Origin of the sequence: Ruegeria sp. ANG-R (assembly GCF_000813985.1) — a bacterium.
In the GTDB taxonomy this organism is placed as follows: Bacteria; Pseudomonadota; Alphaproteobacteria; order Rhodobacterales; family Rhodobacteraceae; genus Ruegeria.
In genome coordinates this window covers 13,944-35,922 of sequence record NZ_JWLJ01000006.1, presented here as the reverse complement: position 1 = coordinate 35,922, position 21,979 = coordinate 13,944, and the positions used below count along the sequence as shown (strand labels likewise).

Below are 21,979 nucleotides of genomic sequence, written 5' to 3'. Positions count from 1 at the left end.
CGAATACACCGAATGGCTCACCCTCGTTGCCGAGGGCCCAACTCAGTATACCACGACTCCCGAACGGACGGGCCCGGCGGTCATTGAAGCGAATAAATGGTCGTGCTGCCTTTGCCCTTTTTACGCGTCATTCTGATAGAGTTGCCGTCAATTTCAAAAACGTGACAGTCGGTACCAAGCGCTTTGCCGTCTAAAACACCGTTGCGGCACCAGAATTTCTTGTTCCAAACCCAGCTGCCGCTAAACTTCTTTCCATTCACGAGTTTTGCTGAAATGGTGCCGTCTGCGTTGGCAACAAACACATTGCCCTGATCGTCCACCAACTTTTTCCCGACCACGTCTGCGTTGAACTGAGTCCCGGTTTTGATGCGCTTGTAATCCGCCTGCGCCACTCCGGCAGCAGCAATTACCGTAATTAATGTCCCAATCAGAGCAAAACGTTTCATCGGCTATTCCCCCCTAAATCAAAGGTCAGGAGAATAGCACATTTCCCGAAAAAGACATATAACGCTCAGCTTTCGCCATTGATGAGCGCCGAGATAATCGACTTCGCGCTATCCGAGTTCCACTCGGCATCGCCGATCAGACGCGCGATTTCGTTCCCGTCCGGATCAATGATCAGCGTGATGGGCAGACCGATAACACCCATCTCGCGTGCGACTGCCTGTTTGGGGTCCTGATGGCGCGGCAGGTTGTCGATGCCGTTGTCGTCAAAGAACTTCTTGATCCCAGCTGGCGTGTTGCGTCCTGTGGCCAGTGTCAGAACCTCAAACTTGTCGCCGCCAAACTCCTCCTGCAGCTCTGCGATCTGTGGCATTTCCTTGCGGCAGGGTGCGCACCATGTGGCCCAGAAGTTCAGCAGCACATACTTGCCTTTGTAATCGGCCAGCGATCCTTTGCCGCCATCATCCTCCAGTTCGAATTCAACCACTTTCACCGGCTTGGGCTCACTATGCAGGATCAGTCGCTTCAGGCTGCCCTCCCGCAAAGGTTCAAGCGTCTCGGCATCGGTCGCCAAAGCGGCGTTTGCACCCAGCGCAAGGGCCATATAAAGGGGGATCAGACGTAACAGGCGCATATCAACTCCGGGTTTTCTTTCATGACCGATCAAACTTCGAACCAGATGTGGGGCGGCCGCTTTGCCGCCGGTCCAGACGCGATCATGGAGGCGATCAATGCCTCGATCGGGTTCGATCAGCGGATGGCAGCCCAGGACATCGCAGGCTCACGCGCCCATGCCGCCATGCTGGCGGCCACAGGCGTTATTACTGATAGTGATGCGCAGGCCATTCGGGAAGGGCTGCTCACCGTTTTGTCAGAAATTCAGAACGGGGAATTTCAGTTCTCGACCGCGCTGGAAGACATCCACATGAATGTCGAGGCGCGGCTGAAAGAGGTGATCGGTGAGCCCGCAGGCCGTTTACACACGGGCCGCAGCCGGAATGATCAGGTTGCGACCGATTTCAAGCTTTGGGTGCGTGATCAGTTGGACGCGGCTGAAACCGGTCTGTTGGCCCTGATCCGCGCGCTTTTGGCGCAGGCCGAGGCTGGCGCCGATTGGGTCATGCCGGGCTTTACTCACCTGCAAACCGCGCAGCCCGTCACATGGGGCCACCACATGATGGCCTATGTTGAGATGTTTGGTCGCGATCTGTCCCGCGTCCGTGATGCACGTGCGCGGATGAACGAATCTCCTCTGGGTGCTGCGGCTTTGGCTGGAACGTCCTTCCCCATCGACCGCCACATGACGGCTGAGGCGCTGGGCTTTGACCGACCCGCCGCCAACTCATTGGACGCCGTAAGCGACCGGGACTTTGCGCTGGAGTTCCTGTCCATCGCCTCGATCTGCGCGATGCATTTGTCGCGCTTTGCCGAAGAATTGGTGATCTGGTCCTCGGCCCAGTTCCGGTTTGTATCGCTGTCCGATCGCTTCTCGACCGGTTCGTCCATCATGCCGCAGAAGAAAAACCCCGACGCGGCGGAACTGATCCGCGCCAAGGTTGGGCGCATCTATGGTGCCAATACTGGCCTGATGATGGTGATGAAGGGGCTGCCACTGACCTATTCCAAGGACATGCAGGAAGACAAGGAACAGGTCTTTGACGCTGCGGACAACTGGATGTTGGCGCTGGCGGCGATGGAAGGCATGGTCAAGGACATGACCGCCAATCGCGACAGCCTGGCCGCTGCTGCCGGGTCCGGCTTCTCGACTGCAACCGATTTGGCCGACTGGCTGGTGCGCGTGCTCGGCCTGCCGTTCCGCGACGCCCATCACGTCACCGGATCGCTGGTTGCATTGGCGGAAAGCAAGGGCTGCGACCTGCCCGATCTGACGCTCGACGACATGCAATCGGTCCACACAAACATCACCGATGATGTCTATTCTGTCCTTACCGTCGAAAATTCTGTAAACTCGCGCCAGTCTTATGGCGGCACGGCACCGGATCAGGTGCGGGCCCAGATCAAGCGATGGAAGGCGCTGGTGTGATGCGAATACTACGCGTGGTGTTGTTGATTTCTGTAGGCGCGGCCCTGGCCGGGTGCGGTGCGGATGGCGAGCCGATCCAACCGACGATGAGCGCCAATGTCGGTGTCGGCAGCAGCGGCACCTATGGCGGCGTCGGGCTTGGCCTCAGACGCGGCGGGCTGGGTGTATATCTGGGCCTCTGACGCTATTTGATTGCAATCGGCAGGACGCCAGCCCATCTGCGACATACACCGTTTCAATTACTTAAGAGATACCCATGAGACCTGTCGGCCTGATCCTCTGCCTTGCCATACTTGCGGCCTGCGATCCGTCAAGCCCACCCCGAACGGAACCGGAAGCCTCCAGCAGCGGCTCGGGCATCTCGGTTTCGGGCTATGGTCGGGTCGGTGTTTCGACACGCAAGTGACTTGGATACGCGACCTGTTCAGAATCCATTGATCCGCAGGGCGCTTTTGGTCTAAGCGCGCAGGCATGGATCACTTTCTCTACCGCGACGGCGCGCTTTACGCCGAGGATGTCCCAATCTCCGAAATCGCTGCAGCGGTCGGAACCCCTTTCTATGTCTATTCGACGGCCACCTTGCTGCGTCACTTCAAGCTGTTCGATGACGCGCTTGAAGGCACCGACCATCTTGTCTGCTATGCGATGAAAGCGGCCAGCAATCAGGCGATCCTGAAGACGCTGGCGCAGGCAGGCGCGGGAATGGATGTGGTTTCGGGCGGAGAATATTTGCGCGCCAAAGCGGCAGGCGTGCCGGGCGACAAGATCGTTTTTTCGGGTGTCGGCAAAACGGCGGATGAGATTCGCACGGCGCTGACCGGCGGCATTCGGCAGTTCAACGTCGAATCCGAGCCCGAAATGCAGGTGATCAATGCGGTTGCACTCGAACTGGGCAAGGTTGCGCCGATCACCGTTCGGGTGAACCCGGATGTGGACGCCAAGACCCATGCCAAGATTGCCACCGGCAAATCCGAGAACAAGTTCGGCATCCCGATCTCGCGTGCCTCCGAGGTTTATGCGTTGGCCGCCAGCCTTCCCGGCCTCGAAGTGATCGGCATCGATGTCCATATCGGCTCGCAATTGACCGAGTTGGAACCGTTTGAGCTGGCCTACAACAAGGTCGCGGAACTGACCGAGCGCCTGCGCGCCGAGGGTCACACGATCCGCCGCCTTGATCTGGGCGGTGGCTTGGGCATTCCTTATACCCGCTCGAACGACGCGCCACCGCTGCCGGTTGAATATGGCGCGATGATCAAGAAAACACTGGGCCAGCTGGGCTGTGAGATCGAAATCGAGCCCGGTCGGCTGATTGCGGGAAATGCGGGGCTGATGGTGTCCAAGGTCATCTATGTCAAATCCGGGGAAGATCGCGATTTCCTGATCCTCGACGGTGCGATGAATGACCTGATCCGCCCCGCAATGTATGAGGCGCATCACGACATTGTTGCTGTGCAGGAACCTGCCGCCGGGGTCGAACAACGACCCTATGACATCGTCGGTCCGGTCTGCGAATCCGGCGATACATTCGCCAAACAACGCAACATGCCGCCTTTGAAATCGGGGGACCTGATCGCCTTCCGCAGTGCAGGAGCCTATGGCGCGGTGATGTCGAGCGAATACAATACACGCCCCCTGATCCCCGAAGTTCTGGTGAATGGGGATCAATTTGCCGTAATTCGTGAACGCCCAAGCTTTGACGAAATCATAAACCGCGATACCATACCCGAGTGGCTCTGACGCGATAGGCGCGCGGGCCGATCAGGAGGCCCGCCTTGCGCGACAACCAGACCCTGCCGATTCCAAGATTGTCCCTGTGGCTGACACACGGGGGCCTTCTGGCCGAGCAGGTGCTGCGCGCCTTCTGGCCCTTTTTCTCGGTTCTCATGATTCTTCTGGCGGCCCTCATGCTGGGGTTGCAGGATCTGGTGTCTATCGAGACTGTCTGGGCTTCCGCCGGGGCCGGACTGATCGGGCTGGTTGTAACCGCGGTTCTCGGGATCAGGCGGTTTCATTTGCCAACACGTTCCGAGGCGTTGGTTCGGCTGGATGAAACGCTACCCGGGCGTCCGATACAGGCTCTGATGGATGATCAGGCCATCGGAGCAATGGATGCGGAGTCGGTGGCATTGTGGCAAGCGCACCAGACCCGCATGGCCGAGCGTGCGGCGCAGGCCGAACCGGTGAAACCCGACCTGCAGCTTGCATCCCGCGATCCCTATGCGTTGCGCTATGCTGCGTTGCTGGCGCTCGTTATCGGGGTGCTGTTTGGATCATTCTGGCGGATCGGATCTGTGGCGGATATGACACCGGGCGCGGCTGTGGCCGGTCAGGGGCCAAGTTGGGAAGGCTGGGTTGAACCGCCACGTTATACGGGGTTGCCGACGCTTTACCTCGCTGATCAAACCGATCCGGCCCTTACGGTGCCCAAGGGCAGCCGCATCACGCTTCGGTTCTACGGCGAGATCGGTGCGCATAGCCTCACAGAAACAACAACACCTCTGGGAACCGAGGCGGCAACAGAGCCGGAGCAGGATTTTATCGCCGAACGTTCGGGCCAGCTACGCATCGACGGCCCAGCAGGGCGCGACTGGGTGCTGGATATCCTGGCTGACACCGCCCCTCGGATCGAAGTCGCGGGTGCGGCCGAAGCAGAAGCGGGCGGCCAGATGAAGTTGCCCTTTGCGGCGGCGGATGACTATGGCATTGTCGCCGGTTCGGCCCGGATCGAGCTGGATCTGGCTGCGGTGGACCGTTCGTATGGATTGGCAACAGAACCCGAGCCGCGTGAGAATATCTCGATTGATCTGCCAATGCCGATCACCGGTGAGCGGACCGATTTCACCGAAGACCTGATCGAAGATTTCTCGCAGCACCCATGGGCGCATCTGCCGGTAAAGATCACGCTGATGGCGCGGGATGCTGCCGATCAGGAAACGATGTCCGATACCTATATGACCGATCTGCCCGCGCGGCGTTTCTTTGACCCGTTGGCCTCGGCGGTGATCGAGCAACGGCGTGATCTGCTCTGGTCGCGCGAGAATGCGCTGCGTGTATCGCAGCTGTTGCGGGCGGTATCGCACCTGCCTGAGGACCTGTTTCGCTCGGATACCGCTTATCTGCGTCTGCGGGTGATCTTGCGCCGATTGGAGACCTTCGACCAGTACGGCGCATTGAATGTCAAACAACAGGAAGAGATCGCGCAGGCCCTCTGGGATCTGGCGGTTCTGATCGAGGATGGAACGCTGGCCGATGCGTTGGAACGGATGCGCCGTGCGCAGGAACGTTTGACCGAAGCGATGAAGAACGGTGCCAGCGACGAAGAAATCGCCGAACTGATGCAGGAACTGCGCGACGCGACGCAGGACTATATGCGCCAGCTTCAGCGTCTGGCTCAGGAAAACGGAGGCGACGAACGCCAACAGGGTCAAAGTGGCGAATCCATTCAGATGACGCAGGACGATCTGCAACGGATGATGGACCGCATTCAGGAACTGATGGAACAGGGCCGTATGGCCGAGGCGCAGCAGGCGCTGGAAGAGTTCCAGCAGATGATGGAAAACATGCGCGTCACGCAAGGGCAGGGTCAGGGTGGCCAATCCGAGGGCCAGCAGGCCATGGAAGGGTTGGCTGAGACGCTGCGCGAGCAGCAGGGGCTCAGCGATCAGGCCTTCCGCGATCTGCAGGAACAGTTCAACCCAGGGGCTCAATCCGGCGAAAGCCAGGGGAATGAGGGCCGCAGCGGAGGCCTGGGTCGCGGCCAAAGCCATGAAGGGCAAGGTGGCCAGGGCCAGGGTCAAGATCAGGCGGGTGAGGGCCAGCAGGGTCAGGGATCATTGGCTGACCGTCAGCAGGCCCTGCGGGATGAGCTTGGACGTCAGGAGCAGGGTTTGCCCGGTGGTGGCACGCCCGAAGGGGACGCTGCGCGCGAAGCGCTGGGTCGTGCGGGCCGTGCCATGGATGAGGCCGAGGACGCTCTGCGCAGCGACGATCTGGCCGAGGCGATCGACCGCCAGTCCGAGGCGATGGAGGCCCTGCGTGAAGGTATGCGGTCGCTGGGTGAGGCCATGGCGCAAAACCAGCAGAACCAGCCGGGACAAGGCACAGAGGCAGGCGACATGCAGGCCAACAACCGCGACCCGTTGGGTCGCGCTCCGGGCACCGCGGGTTCGATTTCGACGGACGACAACCTGTTGCAGGGTGAAGACGTTTATCGCCGCGCGCGTGAACTGCTCGACGAAATCCGGCGCCGTACTGGTGAACAGGACAGACCCCAGATCGAATTGGAGTACCTCAAACGATTGCTCGAAAGGTTCTAGTTCTGTCCCGCGCCGCCGGTCTGGGCTTCAAGCCACAGGCGCGCCTGATCGATCATCGAGACATAGGGCTTCAACACCGGATCGGCTTGCGGAACGGCCTCGCTGATCTGATTTGCGTTGCCATAGATCAGAAACAGAATAACGCCGATGATAATGATCAGGGCAAAGCCGCGTATGAAACCACCGGATTTGCGCGCCGGAGCAACTGCCGCAGAGTCATCCGACGTCAAATCGCTGCGCAGGCCCGAATTGATCGCCTCGACATCCGGCAACTCGTCTTTCTGACCCGCGTCAGCGGCGGTTTCCGTGGCCGACGGACGTTTGGGTTTGACCTTTGGTTCTTCGGGCGGGTCCAAGGCCAGATCGGGCTGGCTTTCCAGGTTGCTGCCCTCGCGCTCACGCAGTTCGGCCTCACGGGCGGCTTCTTCCTTGAGAATACTGGAAACCGCCGGATCTACGTTGCCGACAGACCGGTCGTCTGCCGCAGCGGATTCTTTCGCGGCCACTTCGGGCTTTGAAGCATCCTCTGCAACGACCTCCTCTGGTTCGGCAGTGGTTTCATCGGGCTTTGCTTCCGGTTCAGTTTCCGTTGTACCGGTGACAGGATGCTTGGCCTGAAACCATGTCTCTTCGCAATTCGAACATTGAACTTCGCGCCCGCCCTCGGGGATCACCTCGTCCGGGACTTCGTACTGGGCGCTGCAATTCGGACACGTTAAACGCATTCTGCCTCCTGGCCTCCAAAGCTGGCCTGATAATTGTTTTTTCAGGAATGATATTCCGTTAAGACCCAACAGCAAAGCGTGTTTTCGGTTTCACGGGCCAAGTGTCGCCAATTGGCCCCGCCCGAGGCATTGAATCCACCGCTGCGCTCGGGCAAGAGGTGAGCAGAACAATGGGGACAGGCGTGATCGAGCTGGAAAACATCAGCTACAGTTATGGCGGCGGCGAATTGCTGAGCGATGTATCGCTGCAATTGCAACCGGGGTCGTTCCATTTCCTGACCGGCCCGTCCGGCGCGGGCAAGACCACATTGCTGAAACTCTGCTATGGCGCGCTGTTGCCAACCGCGGGCCGAATGATGGCCTTTGGCGAGGATATCGCCCGCATGAATCGCGATCAGATGGCTCTGCTGCGCCGACGGATCGGCGTGGTGCACCAGGATTGCCGCTTTCTGGATCACATGACGCTGGCTGAAAACGTGGCACTACCGCTGATGGTATCCGGGCGCGCCGAGAACGGGACACAGGACAACCTGACCGAACTTCTGGGATGGGTCGGGCTTGGAAGCCGGCTCGAGGCGCACCCGCCCGAACTGTCTGGCGGGGAACGCCAGCGCGCCGCTCTGGCCCGCGCGGTTATTCTGTCGCCTGACGTCGTGCTTGCAGATGAGCCCACCGGCAATGTGGATTGGGAGATGTCGCAGCGCCTGCTGCACCTGCTGATCGAATTGAACCGGATGGGGAAAACCGTCCTGATCGCCACGCACGACCTGAGCCTGATCCGGGCCGCCAAAAGCCAGGTACAGGCCCGCGTACTGCGGATTGCTCAGCGCCGGGTGCAGCTTGCGGGGGCGAACCTATGAGCAAGGGGAATATCCGCAATCTGCTGCGCCGCGACACACGTGCTGACCGGGTGGTGCCGCCCACCGGGTTCACCGCACAACTCACCCTGTTCGTCTCGGGTGCGATGGCGTTTCTGGCAGTATTTGCGCTGGCGCTGTCGCTGGCTTCGGGCCGTTTGGCGGATCGCTGGGCATCGGAACTCGCGGGTGCTGCGACCTTGCGGATCAATGCGCCCGCCGAACAGCGGGCGGCCCAGACCGAGGCGGCCTTGAGTGTATTGCGGCAAACGCCGGGCGTCGCGTCGGCCCGTGCTCTGACAGGCGAGGAACAGGCCGCGTTGCTGTCACCGTGGTTTGGTCCGGATTTGCCGCTGGATGCTTTACCGATCCCTCAGTTGATCGAGATTATCGAAGGTGAGCCTGGTCTGGATGCGACAGGCCTGCGGCTGCGTCTGGGCGCCGAGGTTCCGGGCGCGGTGCTGGACGATCACACCCGATGGCGTGAGCCGCTGGTCGATGCGGCCATGTCGCTGCGGCGGCTGGGTTGGATCTCGATCCTGCTGATCGGCGGCGCGACCGCTGCCATGATCACCCTTGCCGCCAACGCCTCGCTTGCCGCCAACGCGCAGATTATCGAGGTTTTGCGCCAGGTTGGTGCCCGCGACCGGTTCATCGCCGGGGCCTTCGTGCGCCGCTTTACCTTCCGCGCGCTCTTTGGTGCGGCTGTTGGGACCCTTCTGGGCATGTCAGGTGTATTGCTGTTACCTGAAGCCTCGGACGCAGGTGGGTTTCTGACCGGGCTTGGTTTTCAGGGGATCGGTTGGATACTACCGGCGCTGATCCCGATCTTGGGCGCAGGCGTTGCGTTTTTGGCCACATGGTCAGCCGCGCAGCGCAAGTTGAAGGAGCTTTCGTGATGTTCATGGCCATTCAATGGGTCCGCTCGCTGATCTTCATGATTACTATCTACGCCTGGATGCTGGTCCTTGGGATCGTTTTTGCACCCTACGCGCTGTTTTCCAAACGGGGCGCCTTGCGGGCCTGCAAGACCTATGCGCGCACGACGATATGGTTGGCCCGTTGGATGGTAGGTATTCGCTGCGAAGTGCGCGGAGATGTACCTCACGGCGAAGTCGTGATCGGCGCCAAGCATCAGTCATTCCTGGATATCATCATTATTTTCAACGCGATACCGCATGGTAAGTTCATCATGAAACGAGAACTGCTGTGGACGCCGATCATCGGTATGTATGCACGTCGGCTTGGCTGTATCCCGGTCAATCGTGGCAAGCGGGGGGCCGCGGTTGCGAAGATGGTCAAGGATGTCGCCCGAGAATTCAGCGAACCCGGTCAGCTGGTGATCTACCCCCAAGGGACACGCGTCGCGCCGGGGGTTCACAAGCCCTATAAGGTTGGTACTGCGGTTCTGTATGAAGGGCTTGGGTTCCCATGTATACCTGTCGCCACCAATGCGGGCGTCTTCTGGCCCAGAACGGGTGTTCTGCGCAAACCGGGCACGGCGATTGTCGATTTCCTTGATCCGATCGAACCGGGCGTCGCGCGGCACGACTTTCTTGAGCGGCTGGAGAGCGAGATCGAGACGCGGTCGAATAATTTGATGCGGGAAGTGGGGTTTGAACCGGATGGAGTTCATTAACGACATCACAGCGCTCGAGGCGTTGTATGGCGCGCCCGGAGCGGCCTCTATACGCAAAGTGGCGCGGCGACTGACGCCGCTCTACCGCAAATGGATCATGGCCTCGCGCCTGTGTATCCTCAGCACTGTCGGTCCCGAAGGGGTCGATGGCAGCCCGCGTGGCGACGATGGGCCAGTTGTGCTGGAACTGGACCCGGGCACCCTGGCGCTGCCGGATTGGCGGGGAAACAACCGCTTGGACTCTTTGCGAAACATTGTGCGGGACCCGCGCGTCTCGCTGATGTTCATGGTGCCGGGATCGAACAATGTGGTTCGGGTGAACGGGGCGGCTCGGCTGACCGATGACGAAGATCTGCGCACCCGGTTTGAGAAACAGGGAAAATGCCCTGCGACCGTCATCGTGATCGAAATCTCCGAAATCTACACACAGTGCGCCCGCGCCCTGATGCGGGCGGCAACCTGGAGCGGACGTAATGAAACCGATGGCCTTCCCAGCGTTGGTGAGATTCTGTCCGAGATGACATCGGGCGAAGAAGGCGGCGCACAGTATGACCAGGAATGGGGTGCCCGCGCCGCCAAAACCATGTGGTAGGGCACCCTCGGTCTTACGGCTTACGCGGGTTTTGCGTACATGGAATGGAACAGAGCTTTTACCTCGGCACCGCTGATTTTAAGGCCATGTGCAAGCTTCTGAACAAAGTCCGTTTCGCGCTTGTCCAGATCACCATCCGACCCGATGATCATCAGAACCGCTTGCAGCACCATTCGCTTTTGATCAGGTGATAGCCCGCTGCCAAAACTTGCGAACTGGTGCTCGGTCGGCTTTGCTTCGGCAAGATCGTACATCCGCCGGATACGGGCCTCGTCAAAGGTTTCTCCGGTCATCTGTTTGGCAATATCCGACATCAGCGCAATTTCGCTATCATCCAGCCTGCCGTCCGCCTTTGCCGCATGGCACATGGCGTCGATGGCCTTGACCGCTGCTGGGGCCGCGCCTCTCATCTCTGCCCGCCGCTTGCTGGTGCGTGCACTTTGTCCCGCCCATTTGATACCCGCCAGTGCGAATAAAAGAACGAGGGCACAAAGCCCCCAGAACCCCGAGATCATATCGCCGAACGACATGGCGGGTTGTGTCGGCAGGTCATTTGGGTACTCTCCAATGGCCTGTCCCAGTGTCAGTTGTTCCGCATTAACGGCGTAATAGCTGTCGGCATCACATTTATTGGTCGCCAGCGCGTATCCCATGGAACTGCGCCAGACACCGGCGAACAGGATGTGGGTTTTCTCCGTGAGATGACACAGTGACAGGGTTTGACCCTGGTCATTGGTTATCTGGGTCTCGGCCACCAAACTCATTTGCTCGGACGTGCCCCAGACGCCACCGGCACGTTTGGCGTGCGCCTCGCCGCCTAAGAACAACGAAACCGTAATCGCTGCTGCGCATAAAATCAGAAATCGCATTGTTTTGCCTCAACTCTTAATCGGGATCATGGAGGGCAATGATCAATCTAAAGCGCTCCATTGACTGGATAATTCAATCTTGAGGAGAGCAAAACTTAGACTTGTGTAAGGCAAGAAAAAGGCGGGCCCTTTGGCCCGCCATATCTGTTCAACCGCGCCTGTATTCAACTGTGAATTGGCCCGTCACCACAGGCCAGAGCGGCCTCGCGCACCGCTTCGGAATAGGTTGGGTGGGCATGACAGGTCAGGGCCAGATCTTCGGCTGAGGCACCGAATTCCATTGCAACGCAGACCTCATGAATCAGGTCACCCGCTGCTGGGCCGATGATGTGACAGCCCAGAATGCGATCCGTTTCCTTGTCCGCAAGGATTTTTACGAACCCGTCCGACATCATGTTTGCCTTGGCACGACCGTTGCCCATGAACATGAACTTGCCCACCTTGTAGTTGCGGCCCTGTTCCTTAAGCGTTGTCTCGGTTTCACCCACATTGGCCACCTCGGGCCACGTGTAAATGACACCCGGGATGACACCGTAATTTACATGACCGTGCTTGCCCGCAACCTGTTCGGCGGCAGCCATGCCTTCATCTTCGGCTTTGTGCGCCAGCATCGGGCCTTCGGTGACATCGCCAATCGCGTAGATGCCCGGCACGTTGGTCTGCCAGTCGCTACCAACCTTGATCTGGCCGCGCTGGGTCATCTCGATACCCAACGCCTCCAGCCCAAGACCACCGGAATAAGGTTTGCGCCCGGTTGCCACCAACACGGTATCCGCGTCAATCACATGTTCGCTGTCATCTTTGAGCAGCTTATAGGTCACCTTGGCCTTGGTCTTGGTGGCCTCGGTCTTTTGGACTGCGGCCCCCATGACGAACTTCAGGCCCTGTTTCTTGAGGATACGCTGGAATGTCTTCTGCACCTCGGGGTCCATGCCCGGCGTGATTTCCTTGAGGAATTCGATCACCGTCACCTCGGCGCCCAAACGGCTGTAGACCGAACCCAGTTCCAGCCCGATCACACCTGCCCCGATCACCACCATCTTCTTGGGGATCTTGCCCAGCGACAGCGCGCCGGTCGAGGTCACCACGACCTTTTCGTCCACCTCAACACCCGGCAGCGCGGACGGCTCAGAGCCCGACGCGATGATGATGTTCTTAGTCTCATGGACCTCATCACCAACCTTGACCTTGCCAGCTGCGGGAATCGATCCCCAGCCTTTCAGCCAGTCGATCTTGTTCTTCTTAAAAAGGAACTCGATGCCCTTGGTATTGCCCTCGATCACCTCGTCTTTATAGGCCTGCATCTGCTTCCAATCGACCGAAGGCGATTTCCCCTTCAAACCCATCTTTGCAAAGTTGTGTTCGGCTTCGTGCAACTGATGGCTAGCGTGCAACAACGCCTTCGAGGGGATACAGCCCACGTTCAGGCAGGTCCCGCCCAACGTCTCGCGCCCTTCGACAACAGCGGTTTTCAGGCCCAACTGGGCGCAACGGATGGCGCAGACATAGCCGCCGGGTCCGGCGCCGATTACGATGACGTCATATTGAGACATGGGTTTTTTCCTTCCGAAATCCGACTCAGTTCCCAAGCCAGTGTTTTTGTATATCGCCTATGTTCTTGAGCGGGACGAGGTTATTTTGGCGCTGAGCTGTCCGCCCTTCGGAACGGCGTCTTGCAATTTGATCCAAGCTAGCTATCGAAAACATCTTGGTACCACGAGTTCAGCTGAGAGTAGATCACACTGCAAACTTCTTCTTTGAAGTCGATCTCAGCTAGGTTCATATTCCCTTGGGACGATTGCTCTCTAAACTCTTCGCAGTACTCCACAGCTTTTATAACCTCTGTAGTGCGCTGAAGCACACGCATGTCAGTTTCGGCTATCCATTGATACATTGGGAATAGTGCGGCAATCGCCACAAGAATAATCACAATCTTCTCAATGATCCCAAGTAGGTTCGAGAGTCTTTCCATAAGAGCAAGTTTAGCCAGTTACTTCGTTAACCTAATAGCCTAAGATAGCTGGGTAGAAATCACATTACGTCGCCCAGACAGGGGCGACGTAGTCTATTTCAAACGGGTTCCAGCAGCTTGACCGAAATGTGCGCGATCCCACCCCGCTCGTGATGCATAGCCAACTCCTCTGATCCAAAAAAGGCTTTGGCCTTGTCTAGGTCGAGAACTTCGAACATCGCAATCGCATGGTCTTTCTGATCGGGATCACGCCAGACATGCAGGTCGCGGATACCCGCGGCCTCGCGCATCGGTTTGTCCTCGCGGAACACTTTCAGCCAGGCGTCGAAATCGGCCACATCGGCCTGCCAGAGTACATGTGTCGCCATGATTACAGGTCCATTAACAGGCGGCGCGGGTCTTCCAGCGCCTCTTTGACACGAACAAGGAAGGTCACCGCGCCTTTGCCGTCCACAATACGGTGGTCATAGGACAGGGCCAGATACATCATCGGACGGATCTTGATCTCACCATTGATGACCATCGGGCGGTCCTGAATCTTGTGCATCCCCAGAATACCCGACTGCGGCGGGTTCAGGATCGGCGACGACATCAGCGAGCCATAAACACCACCGTTCGAGATGGTGAATGTGCCACCCTGCATTTCTGCCATGGATAGCTTGCCGTCGCGGGCGCGTCTGCCCTTTTCGGCAATCGCCTTTTCGATCGCTGCAAAGGACATCGAGTCCGCATCGCGAATAACCGGAACCACCAAGCCCTGCGGCGTACCGGCGGCCACGCCCATATGTACGAAGTTCTTGTAGACGATGTCATTGCCGTCGATCTCGGCATTCACTTCGGGGACTTCTTTCAGCGCATGGCAGCAGGCCTTGGTGAAGAAGGACATGAAGCCCAGACGGACGCCGTGTTTCTTCTCGAACTGGTCCTTGTACTGGTTACGCAGGGCCATGACTTCGGTCATGTCCACCTCGTTGAAGGTGGTCAGGATCGCGGCAGTGTTCTGTGCATCCTTAAGGCGTTTGGCGATGGTCTGGCGTAGACGGGTCATGCGGACGCGTTCTTCGCGGGCGGCGTCATCTGCGGCCACCGGTGTGCGCGGTGTCTGGGCAGTTGGGGAGGGCACAGCCGCCGCAGGCGCTGGGGCCGAAGCCGCTGCAACCGCTTTTGTCACGTCCTCTTTCATGATGCGCCCATCGCGACCTGTGCCGGTAACCTGATCTGCGGACAGACCAGCTTCGGCCATGGCTTTCTCCGCCGAAGGCGCGTTTGCCACATCTTTGCCGGTGCTGGTTGCCGGTGGTGCAGCCGCTGCGGCTGCCGGTGCCGCGATTGCACCCGCTGCGGACCCGGAAATTACCGCCAGCTTGGCAGTCGCGCCCACGGTGCTGCCTTCCGGGGCAACAATTTCGGCCAGAACGCCTGCCGCCGGGGCAGGTACTTCGACCGAGACCTTGTCGGTCTCTAGCTCGCACAACATCTCGTCCTGCGCCACGCTGTCGCCAACCTGTTTGAACCACGTGGAAACGGTTGCCTCTGTCACCGATTCACCCAAAGTCGGCACCATGACGTCGACATGGCCGCCCGAGGCGGCAGGCGCGGCAGCCGGAGCAGCCGCTGCCGCCGGGGCCGGTGCGGCGCCTTCGCCTGCTGCGATTGTGGCCAGCAAAGCGTTGACGCCGACGGTTTCACCTTCGGCGGCCACGATTTCTCCCATCGTGCCAGCGGCAGGAGAGGGCACCTCAACCGTGACCTTGTCGGTCTCCAGCTCGCACAGCATTTCATCTACGGCGACCGCGTCACCGGGTTTCTTGAACCATGTCGCAACCGTTGCTTCGGTGACGGACTCGCCCAGCGTGGGAACACGAACTTCAATCGTCATCGTTTACTTTCCTTCAATGCTCAGCGCTTCGTTCACCAGCGCTTCTTGTTGGGCTTTGTGTTGGCTGGCCAGACCCGTCGCGGGTGAGGCCGAAGTTGCGCGACCGGCATAAACCGGGCGAGTGTGCTTGGCGCCGATGCGGGTGAGAACCCATTCGATATTGGGCTCGATAAAGGTCCAGGCCCCTTGGTTTTTGGGCTCTTCCTGGCACCAGACCATCTCGGCCCCTTTAAAGCGCTCAAGCTCGTTGATCAGCGAATGGGCGGGGAACGGATAGTATTGCTCGATCCGCATAAGGTAGATGTCATCGATGCCACGCGCGTCCCGCTCTTCCAGCAGATCGAAATAGACCTTGCCGGAACACATGACGACGCGTTTGATCTTGTCATCCGACACCAGCTTGGTGTCGGAATTCCCTTTCTGCGCGTCATCCCACAGCACCCGGTGGAAGCTGGAGCCTGTGGTGAAGTCATCCGCCGTGCTGACGGCCAGCTTGTGACGCAGCAGCGATTTCGGTGTCACCAGGATAAGCGGCTTGCGGAAGGTCCGGTGCAGCTGACGGCGCAGGATGTGGAAGTAGTTCGCAGGCGTCGTGCAGTTCGCCACGATCCAGTTGTCCTGACCGCACATCTGCAGGAACCTTTCCAGGCGCGCGGATGAGTGTTCAGGGCCTTGCCCCTCAAACCCGTGCGGCAGCAGCGTGACCAGACCGGACATCCGCAGCCATTTCGATTCACCCGAACTGATGAACTGGTCGAACATGATCTGCGCCCCGTTGGCGAAATCGCCAAACTGCGCTTCCCACAGAACCAGAGCGTTGGGTTCCGCCAGCGAATAGCCGTATTCAAAGCCCAGAACCGCATATTCGGACAGCATCGAGTCAATCACATCATACTGCGACTGCCCGGCGCGGATGTTATTCAGCGGGTAATAGCGTTCTTCGGTCTCTTGGTTTACCAATCCGGAATGGCGTTGGCTAAACGTGCCGCGTGTTGCGTCCTGACCGGACAGCCGTACCGGGTAACCCTCGGTCAACAGCGATCCAAATGCCAACGCTTCACCAGTGGCCCAGTCAAAGCCGGTACCGGTTTCGAACATCTGTTTCTTGTGATCCAGCAACCGGCCAACGGTTTTGTGTATCGCAAAACCTTCGGGTGCAGCGGTCAGGGCGGTCCCGATCTCGGCCAGCGTATCTGCTGAGATCGCGGTTTCGCCGCGCATGTATTCTTCTTTGTTCTTGTCCAGATGCGACCAGCGCCCATCCAGCCAGTCGGCCTTGTTGGGCTTGTAATCCTTCCCGGCATCGAATTCTTCGTTCAGATGAGCCTGGAACGCGGCCTTCATATCCTCGATCTCACCCTCGGGGATAAGGCCATCCTTGACCAGACGTTCCGTGTACAGCGACAGCGTGGTCTTATGCGTCTTGATCTTCTTGTACATGATCGGGTTGGTGAACATGGGCTCGTCGCCCTCGTTATGCCCGAACCGGCGGTAGCAGAAGATATCCAGCACCACGTCCTTGTGGAACTTCTGGCGGAACTCGGTTGCCACCTTGGCAGCATGTACAACTGCCTCGGGGTCATCGCCGTTCACATGGAAGATCGGCGCTTCGACCATCAGCGCGATGTCCGTCGGATAGGGGCTTGAGCGGCTGAAATGCGGCGCGGTGGTAAAGCCGATCTGGTTGTTCACCACGATATGCATGGTGCCGCCGGTCTTGTGCCCCTTCAGACCCGACAGGCCAAAGCCTTCGGCGACAACGCCCTGACCGGCAAAGGCCGCATCGCCGTGCAGCAGGATGCCCATGACCTTGGTGCGGTCCTCGTCGTTCAACTGGTCCTGCTTGGCGCGGACCTTGCCCAGAACGACAGGGTTCACCGCCTCAAGGTGTGAGGGGTTCGCCGTCAGCGACAGGTGCACGCTGTTGCCGTCAAACTCTCGGTCGCTGGAGGCGCCGAGGTGATATTTCACATCGCCCGAGCCATCCACATCCTCAGGCTTAAAGCTACCGCCCTGGAACTCGTTGAAAATGGCGCGATAGGGCTTGCCCATCACGTTGGCCAGAATGTTCAGACGACCCCGGTGCGGCATCCCGATGACGATATCGCTCAGCCCCAACGCACCGCCGCGTTTGATGATCTGTTCCATCGCGGGGATCAGAGCCTCACCGCCATCCAAACCAAAGCGCTTGGTGCCCATGTATTTGACGTGCAGGAATTTCTCAAAGCCCTCGGCCTCGACCATCTTGTTCAGGATCGCCTTGCGGCCTTCCTTGGTAAAGGCGATTTCCTTGCCATAGCCCTCGATCCGCTCCTTCAGCCACGCGGCCTCTTCCGGGTTCGAGATATGCATGTATTGCAGCGCAAACGTGCCGCAATAGGTCCGCTTCACGATCTCAACGATCTGCCGCATACTGGCCATTTGCAGGCCCAGCACGTTGTCGATGAAGATCGGGCGATCCATGTCGGCATCGGTGAAGCCATATGTCTTCGGGTCCAACTCAGGATGCGTGCTTGCGGCGCGCATACCCAGTGGGTCCAGATCAGCGGCCAGATGGCCCCGGATGCGATAGGCCCGGATCAGCATCAGCGCCCGAAGGCTGTCTAGCACCGCGCGCTTGATCTGATCATCGCTGACCTCGACCCCCTTGGCCGCCGCCTTGTCCTTGATCTTCTTGCCCGCCGCGTTGGCATCGATCTCGGCCCATTCCCCAGTCAACGCACCCGTCAGATCATCACTGGGCATCGGAGGCCAGTCGGTTCGTGCCCAGGATGGGCCCTCGGCCTCGCGCTGCACATCCGGTGCGTCATCCCCCATGGCCTTGAAGAACTCGACCCAGGCTGCATCCACTGCACCGGGGTTCCGGGTGTACTGGGCGTAGAGCTGCTCCAGATACTCGGCATTGTGCCCCTGCATGAAGCTTGAGGCGTGAAACTGGTCGTTGGGCGAGTGTTCGGTCATGGGATTACCTCGGTTGGGTTGGGACCGTATTGGTTGGTGCCTGGTTCAAACTTTGTGCAAAGCCAAACCACAAATATGACAATTGAAGCCACGATTGTAACTAATGCGAGTTCAACGGCAGGGCCGCCGCTAACAACGACTCTTCCCGTGGTTGTTAAGGCATGAATTGTTGCAGACCACCCGATCGTACCCAGAACGGCGGTCGAGAAAGCAACCACGATGGTTACGACAAGAGCAACTATCCACCATGCACTGTATCCTACGTCGTGCAGCCGACGCGAGGTAAGCGCGAGTCCGGGTACAATTACAATCAACAGGAAGACAGTGCCGGGCAACCCGCTATTGTAGAACTCCATGACGTTTTTTACGAGGTGTGGATTGCCATTGCTTGCAATCACAATTTGCTCGGTCACGATGATGTTTGGCCCAAACAAGACCGTATTAAGTATGGTTAGGGCGATCATGACTAGCATGCAGAAAATCCAGAAATACCAGAACTCGGCACGTGACGCGCGACCCGAGGAAGTCACATACTTTTTGAAGCAGGTTTTGATAGCCCAAGAAAAACTCATGGGGCCACCTCATAGGGGTTGGGACCGTACTGATTGGCGCCGGGTTCGCCGGGGCGGGTCAGCCACCACAGAACCAGAAGGGGTGACACAAACAGAATGAGCAGTGTCGGAATGACAATCAGAAGTGTGGCGCGGGTAAACAGGATGTCCAGCGTGCCGCCATGGAACTGACTGGCAAGGCCGATGCCAAAGACCAGAACTCCCAGCGCACCGAGGATCAGCAGGATCGGCAACAACGCATAAAGCCCGCTGCGTCCGGTATCATGCATCCGCCGCCACGCGACGGCCAGATGTGGGAAAAAGACGATCAGGCTCACGATGCTTTGCACCGGGCCTGTTGAGGTGGCAGTAACGGATTTGGAAGTCTCGGTTTCGGTTACTGCAACCTGAGTGAAGAACTGCCAGTCGATGATCCCGGCAATGATGTTCCAGATCACGATGAACAGGAAAAAGAACCAGTATTCGGGCCGCGAAGCACGGCCCGAGAAGGTGAAGAACTTGGAGAAACAGGTGCGGATGGCGTCGGAGAAGGTCATGAGATCAATTCATATGCCGGAGGACAGTTAATCCTGCCGGCGCAAGAAGAGGATCAACTATAAAGCTGTCTTGAACGTGGGGCTTGATCAAATACAGAGTTGCTCGCACGTTTGGGCGCTCAGAAGTGTCCGAATAAGCTATCCATTCCACGCTGAGTTCTCCAAGCTTTCCCGTCGAGGATCGGTCAATAATAGAATAGGTGAATTCATCTAAGTTTTGGATGTTCGTCGTGGATGCCATGCAGTCCACCCTTTTTCCCTGCTTTCTGAAGAAAACATTTACGTAGCTGCTTCTGTCTTGCGAAGACAGTGTTGCCGATTGGAAGTAAAAACTGTTCGCTCTGTTCACACGGCTACCAACCTGACTTCGTTTTTCGAGCCTTAGCCTAGGCCACTCGTCCTCCAACGTTATTTTGCCCGAGAACAAATGCGCGTCTCCTATCGCGTTGGTGGCTGTGCCGAGGTTGCTAGGAGGAACTTTAGTCCAACCTTTTGTATAAAATTCGGCAACGGTTTCTTCAAAAGTGGAACCATCACTTGCACAAACATCAAGAACCGTTTTTAGAGGATTGTTTTGTTCGGCTATCCCAACTGTTGGAACCCAAAGGCAAAGAGCTAGGCTAAATACAAAGCTTACCGCCCGGCGGCAACGCCGGGCAGCGCCCGACCCTCCCCCCGGGAGGGCGCTTGCAGCACCCACCCAGGGTCGGGCGCTGCCCTCAGCGCCTTTGGAGGGTCGGTCAGCTATCATCCAATCGCTTCCAGCACAGCCTCACCCAGCTGCGCCGGGCTTTCGGCCACGACGATACCAGCTGCGCGCATGGCTTCGATCTTGTCCTCGGCGCCGCCCTTGCCACCGGCGACAATCGCGCCCGCGTGGCCCATGCGACGGCCTGGAGGGGCTGTGCGGCCTGCGATGAAACCAGCGGTCGGCTTTTTGCGGCCCTTCTTGGCCTCATCCGCCAGGAATTGCGCGGCTTCTTCTTCGGCCGAGCCACCGATCTCACCGATCATGATGATCGACTCGGTCTCGTCATCCGCCAGGAACCATTCCAGCACGTCGATATGCTCGGTGCCTTTGATCGGGTCACCGCCGATGCCCACACATGTGGACTGGCCCAGTCCTACGTCGGTCGTCTGTTTCACGGCCTCATAGGTCAGGGTGCCCGAACGCGACACAACGCCGACCGAACCGCGTTTGTGGATGTGGCCGGGCATAATACCGATCTTGCAGGCATCAGGCGTGATGACACCGGGACAGTTCGGGCCGATCAGGCGCGATTTCGAGCCTTCCAACGCGCGCTTCACCTTCATCATGTCCAGAACCGGGATGCCTTCGGTGATGCAGACGATCACCTCCATCTCGGCATCAATCGCTTCGAGGATCGAATCCGCCGCAAAGGGCGGCGGAACATAGATGACGCTGGCATTGGCTTCGGTCACATGCTTGGCCTCGTGGACCGAGTTGAACACGGGCAGGTCAAGATGCGTCATCCCGCCTTTGCCGGGGGTCACGCCACCGACCATCTTGGTGCCATAGGCGATGGCCTGTTCAGAGTGGAATGTGCCCTGCGAGCCGGTAAAGCCCTGACAGATCACTTTGGTATTTTCGTCGATGAGGACTGCCATGTTAGGCCTCCGTATTGTTTAAAGTTAGCACAGCTCTGCAACAAACCATCGCTGCGGCAATTCAGTTGATCCTTGATCTCACGTTTTCGTCTCGCGCTGCTTTAGCACGTCAATCACTTGCTCTTTCGACCAAATTGCGACCGAACGTTGCTGTCTGCCTGCTCGGGTCTGGAGAAATTCGGGGTCGTCATTATAGGGCCCCGTTTCGCTTATCTCTTCTACCGGTTCCGGAAAGTTGAATGGGGCGGCGCAAGGATTGAATAACTTGAAAGCCGCGTTATCACGAAGCTTGGCGTTTCGTGCGTTATGGTGTTTGGTGGTCAGCAGATACGGAATATCGCTTTTGGCGAAGTTCTCGAAAAACTCCCATCTCAACCACCATTTCAAGTGAAACAGACAATCGCGGCACATCATCAGGTCAGCCTTGGGCAGTGGATCGGATGTTATGTCCAGATGGAAAAACTCCCGCCCCAAAGCCTGATGTTTCTCTTTCACGGACTCCACAACTTCCAGAGATATGTCCCCGCCGATATAGTGAACCCCGTTCAGGTCCACTTCCTGCATCCAAGTCCAATCGCCACAAGGGGCGTCGAGAAACGTCTTTACCGAGTAGCGTTCGAATATCGCAGGCAATGCACCACGAAGAGGCGCGGTGGCATCAAGCGTCGAGCCACTACCGGAACGCGGCGTATTTCTGTCGCCCCAGTTCTTGTGTTCGAACGCGTCTCTGACGCCTTCACGCATCAGTTCGACCCTTCCGTTGATGCAATATGAACCATCCGCGTATTAAACATTCGAATGGCCCCGGTGCTCCCGCCGACGCAAGTCCCCAGTGCATCCTGCGCGCCGGTAAAGCCCTGACAGATCACTTTGGTATTTTCGTCGATGAGGACTGCCATTTGGCGTTCTCCTTTATTGGATTTCTAAGGGCAGGGTCTATTCGT

General features: G+C 58.4%; 22 protein-coding genes. 9 read left to right on the top strand and 13 right to left on the bottom strand.

Annotated elements, in window-relative coordinates; translation table 11 throughout:
• Window positions 1-80: 80 nt before the first annotated feature.
• Both RA27_RS14575 and RA27_RS14570 read right to left on the bottom strand, forming a co-directional pair.
• Window positions 81-446, bottom strand: a complete 366-nt coding sequence (locus RA27_RS14575) for a hypothetical protein (protein ID WP_039540493.1) — start codon at window positions 444-446, stop codon at window positions 81-83.
• A 65-nt stretch (window positions 447-511) separates the two neighbouring features.
• Window positions 512-1,078, bottom strand: a complete 567-nt coding sequence (locus tag RA27_RS14570) for a TlpA disulfide reductase family protein (protein WP_039540491.1) — start codon at window positions 1,076-1,078, stop codon at window positions 512-514.
• A gap of 21 nt (window positions 1,079-1,099) precedes the next feature.
• Here RA27_RS14570 and argH point away from each other — a divergent pair, with 21 nt between their 5' ends.
• The 5 genes from argH (at window position 1,100) to RA27_RS14550 (ending at window position 6,804) form a co-directional block, all read left to right on the top strand.
• Window positions 1,100-2,488: an argininosuccinate lyase gene (gene argH / locus RA27_RS14565; protein WP_039540488.1), complete on the top strand. Its 1,389-nt coding sequence runs from the start codon at window positions 1,100-1,102 to the stop codon at window positions 2,486-2,488.
• The gene (locus RA27_RS14560; RefSeq protein WP_052265322.1) at window positions 2,488-2,670 is read left to right on the top strand and encodes a hypothetical protein; all 183 of its coding nucleotides are present in this window, start codon (window positions 2,488-2,490) and stop codon (window positions 2,668-2,670) included. Before argH ends, RA27_RS14560 begins: the two co-directional genes overlap by 1 nt.
• Window positions 2,671-2,744: 74 nt before the next feature.
• Window positions 2,745-2,894 carry a hypothetical protein gene (locus RA27_RS24425; protein WP_193746522.1) on the top strand — a complete coding sequence of 50 codons (150 nt, stop codon included), beginning with the start codon at window positions 2,745-2,747 and terminating at the stop codon, window positions 2,892-2,894.
• A 65-nt stretch (window positions 2,895-2,959) separates the two neighbouring features.
• Window positions 2,960-4,225, top strand: a complete 1,266-nt coding sequence (lysA, locus tag RA27_RS14555; RefSeq protein ID WP_039540485.1) for a diaminopimelate decarboxylase — start codon at window positions 2,960-2,962, stop codon at window positions 4,223-4,225.
• Window positions 4,226-4,260: 35 nt separating this feature from the next.
• A complete protein-coding gene (locus RA27_RS14550; RefSeq protein ID WP_082025136.1) occupies window positions 4,261-6,804 on the top strand; it encodes a TIGR02302 family protein in 2,544 nt (847 codons plus the stop codon).
• Here the strand turns inward: RA27_RS14550 and RA27_RS14545 are convergent.
• On the bottom strand, window positions 6,801-7,529 hold the full coding sequence (locus RA27_RS14545) for a zinc-ribbon domain-containing protein (RefSeq protein WP_039540479.1): 729 nt from the start codon (window positions 7,527-7,529) through the stop codon (window positions 6,801-6,803). The two genes, RA27_RS14550 and RA27_RS14545, sit on opposite strands and share 4 nt — an antisense overlap.
• A gap of 170 nt (window positions 7,530-7,699) precedes the next feature.
• Here RA27_RS14545 and RA27_RS14540 point away from each other — a divergent pair, with 170 nt between their 5' ends.
• The 4 genes from RA27_RS14540 to RA27_RS14525 are packed head-to-tail and all read left to right on the top strand — an operon-like array spanning window position 7,700 to window position 10,617.
• Complete coding sequence (locus RA27_RS14540; protein WP_241484088.1) at window positions 7,700-8,389, top strand: ATP-binding cassette domain-containing protein; 690 nt, start codon at window positions 7,700-7,702, stop codon at window positions 8,387-8,389.
• Window positions 8,386-9,285: an FtsX-like permease family protein gene (locus RA27_RS14535; protein ID WP_039540476.1), complete on the top strand. Its 900-nt coding sequence runs from the start codon at window positions 8,386-8,388 to the stop codon at window positions 9,283-9,285. Before RA27_RS14540 ends, RA27_RS14535 begins: the two co-directional genes overlap by 4 nt.
• Window positions 9,285-10,025 (top strand): lysophospholipid acyltransferase family protein, encoded by a 741-nt coding sequence (locus tag RA27_RS14530; protein WP_039540473.1) that lies wholly within the window; start codon window positions 9,285-9,287, stop codon window positions 10,023-10,025. Before RA27_RS14535 ends, RA27_RS14530 begins: the two co-directional genes overlap by 1 nt.
• Window positions 10,012-10,617: a pyridoxamine 5'-phosphate oxidase family protein gene (locus tag RA27_RS14525; RefSeq protein ID WP_039540470.1), complete on the top strand. Its 606-nt coding sequence runs from the start codon at window positions 10,012-10,014 to the stop codon at window positions 10,615-10,617. Before RA27_RS14530 ends, RA27_RS14525 begins: the two co-directional genes overlap by 14 nt.
• Window positions 10,618-10,637: 20 nt before the next feature.
• On the opposite strand, the gene RA27_RS14520 is transcribed toward RA27_RS14525, so the two are convergent.
• The 10 genes from RA27_RS14520 to RA27_RS24420 form a co-directional block, all read right to left on the bottom strand.
• Entirely contained in the window at window positions 10,638-11,486 is an 849-nt protein-coding gene (locus RA27_RS14520; protein WP_039540468.1) for a DUF533 domain-containing protein, read from the bottom strand.
• Window positions 11,487-11,650: 164 nt separating this feature from the next.
• The gene (gene lpdA, locus RA27_RS14515) at window positions 11,651-13,039 is read right to left on the bottom strand and encodes a dihydrolipoyl dehydrogenase (protein ID WP_039540466.1); all 1,389 of its coding nucleotides are present in this window, start codon (window positions 13,037-13,039) and stop codon (window positions 11,651-11,653) included.
• A 517-nt stretch (window positions 13,040-13,556) separates the two neighbouring features.
• Entirely contained in the window at window positions 13,557-13,826 is a 270-nt protein-coding gene (locus RA27_RS14505) for a hypothetical protein (protein ID WP_039540461.1), read from the bottom strand.
• 2 nt (window positions 13,827-13,828) lie between these two features.
• Window positions 13,829-15,337: a 2-oxoglutarate dehydrogenase complex dihydrolipoyllysine-residue succinyltransferase gene (gene odhB / locus RA27_RS14500; protein ID WP_039540458.1), complete on the bottom strand. Its 1,509-nt coding sequence runs from the start codon at window positions 15,335-15,337 to the stop codon at window positions 13,829-13,831.
• Between the two features lie 3 nt (window positions 15,338-15,340).
• Window positions 15,341-18,298 carry a 2-oxoglutarate dehydrogenase E1 component gene (locus tag RA27_RS14495; RefSeq protein WP_039540456.1) on the bottom strand — a complete coding sequence of 986 codons (2,958 nt, stop codon included), beginning with the start codon at window positions 18,296-18,298 and terminating at the stop codon, window positions 15,341-15,343.
• Entirely contained in the window at window positions 18,295-18,870 is a 576-nt protein-coding gene (locus tag RA27_RS14490; protein WP_039540454.1) for a DUF805 domain-containing protein, read from the bottom strand. Before RA27_RS14490 ends, RA27_RS14495 begins: the two co-directional genes overlap by 4 nt.
• Window positions 18,867-19,406: a DUF805 domain-containing protein gene (locus RA27_RS14485; protein ID WP_039540452.1), complete on the bottom strand. Its 540-nt coding sequence runs from the start codon at window positions 19,404-19,406 to the stop codon at window positions 18,867-18,869. The genes RA27_RS14490 and RA27_RS14485 overlap by 4 nt, the downstream gene beginning before the upstream one ends.
• Window positions 19,407-20,153: 747 nt before the next feature.
• The gene (gene sucD / locus RA27_RS14475) at window positions 20,154-21,035 is read right to left on the bottom strand and encodes a succinate--CoA ligase subunit alpha (protein ID WP_039540448.1); all 882 of its coding nucleotides are present in this window, start codon (window positions 21,033-21,035) and stop codon (window positions 20,154-20,156) included.
• Window positions 21,036-21,113: 78 nt separating this feature from the next.
• Window positions 21,114-21,779 carry a class I SAM-dependent methyltransferase gene (locus tag RA27_RS23185; RefSeq protein ID WP_052265301.1) on the bottom strand — a complete coding sequence of 222 codons (666 nt, stop codon included), beginning with the start codon at window positions 21,777-21,779 and terminating at the stop codon, window positions 21,114-21,116.
• Window positions 21,779-21,934 carry a hypothetical protein gene (locus RA27_RS24420; RefSeq protein ID WP_193746521.1) on the bottom strand — a complete coding sequence of 52 codons (156 nt, stop codon included), beginning with the start codon at window positions 21,932-21,934 and terminating at the stop codon, window positions 21,779-21,781. The genes RA27_RS23185 and RA27_RS24420 overlap by 1 nt, the downstream gene beginning before the upstream one ends.
• Window positions 21,935-21,979: the final 45 nt, after the last annotated feature.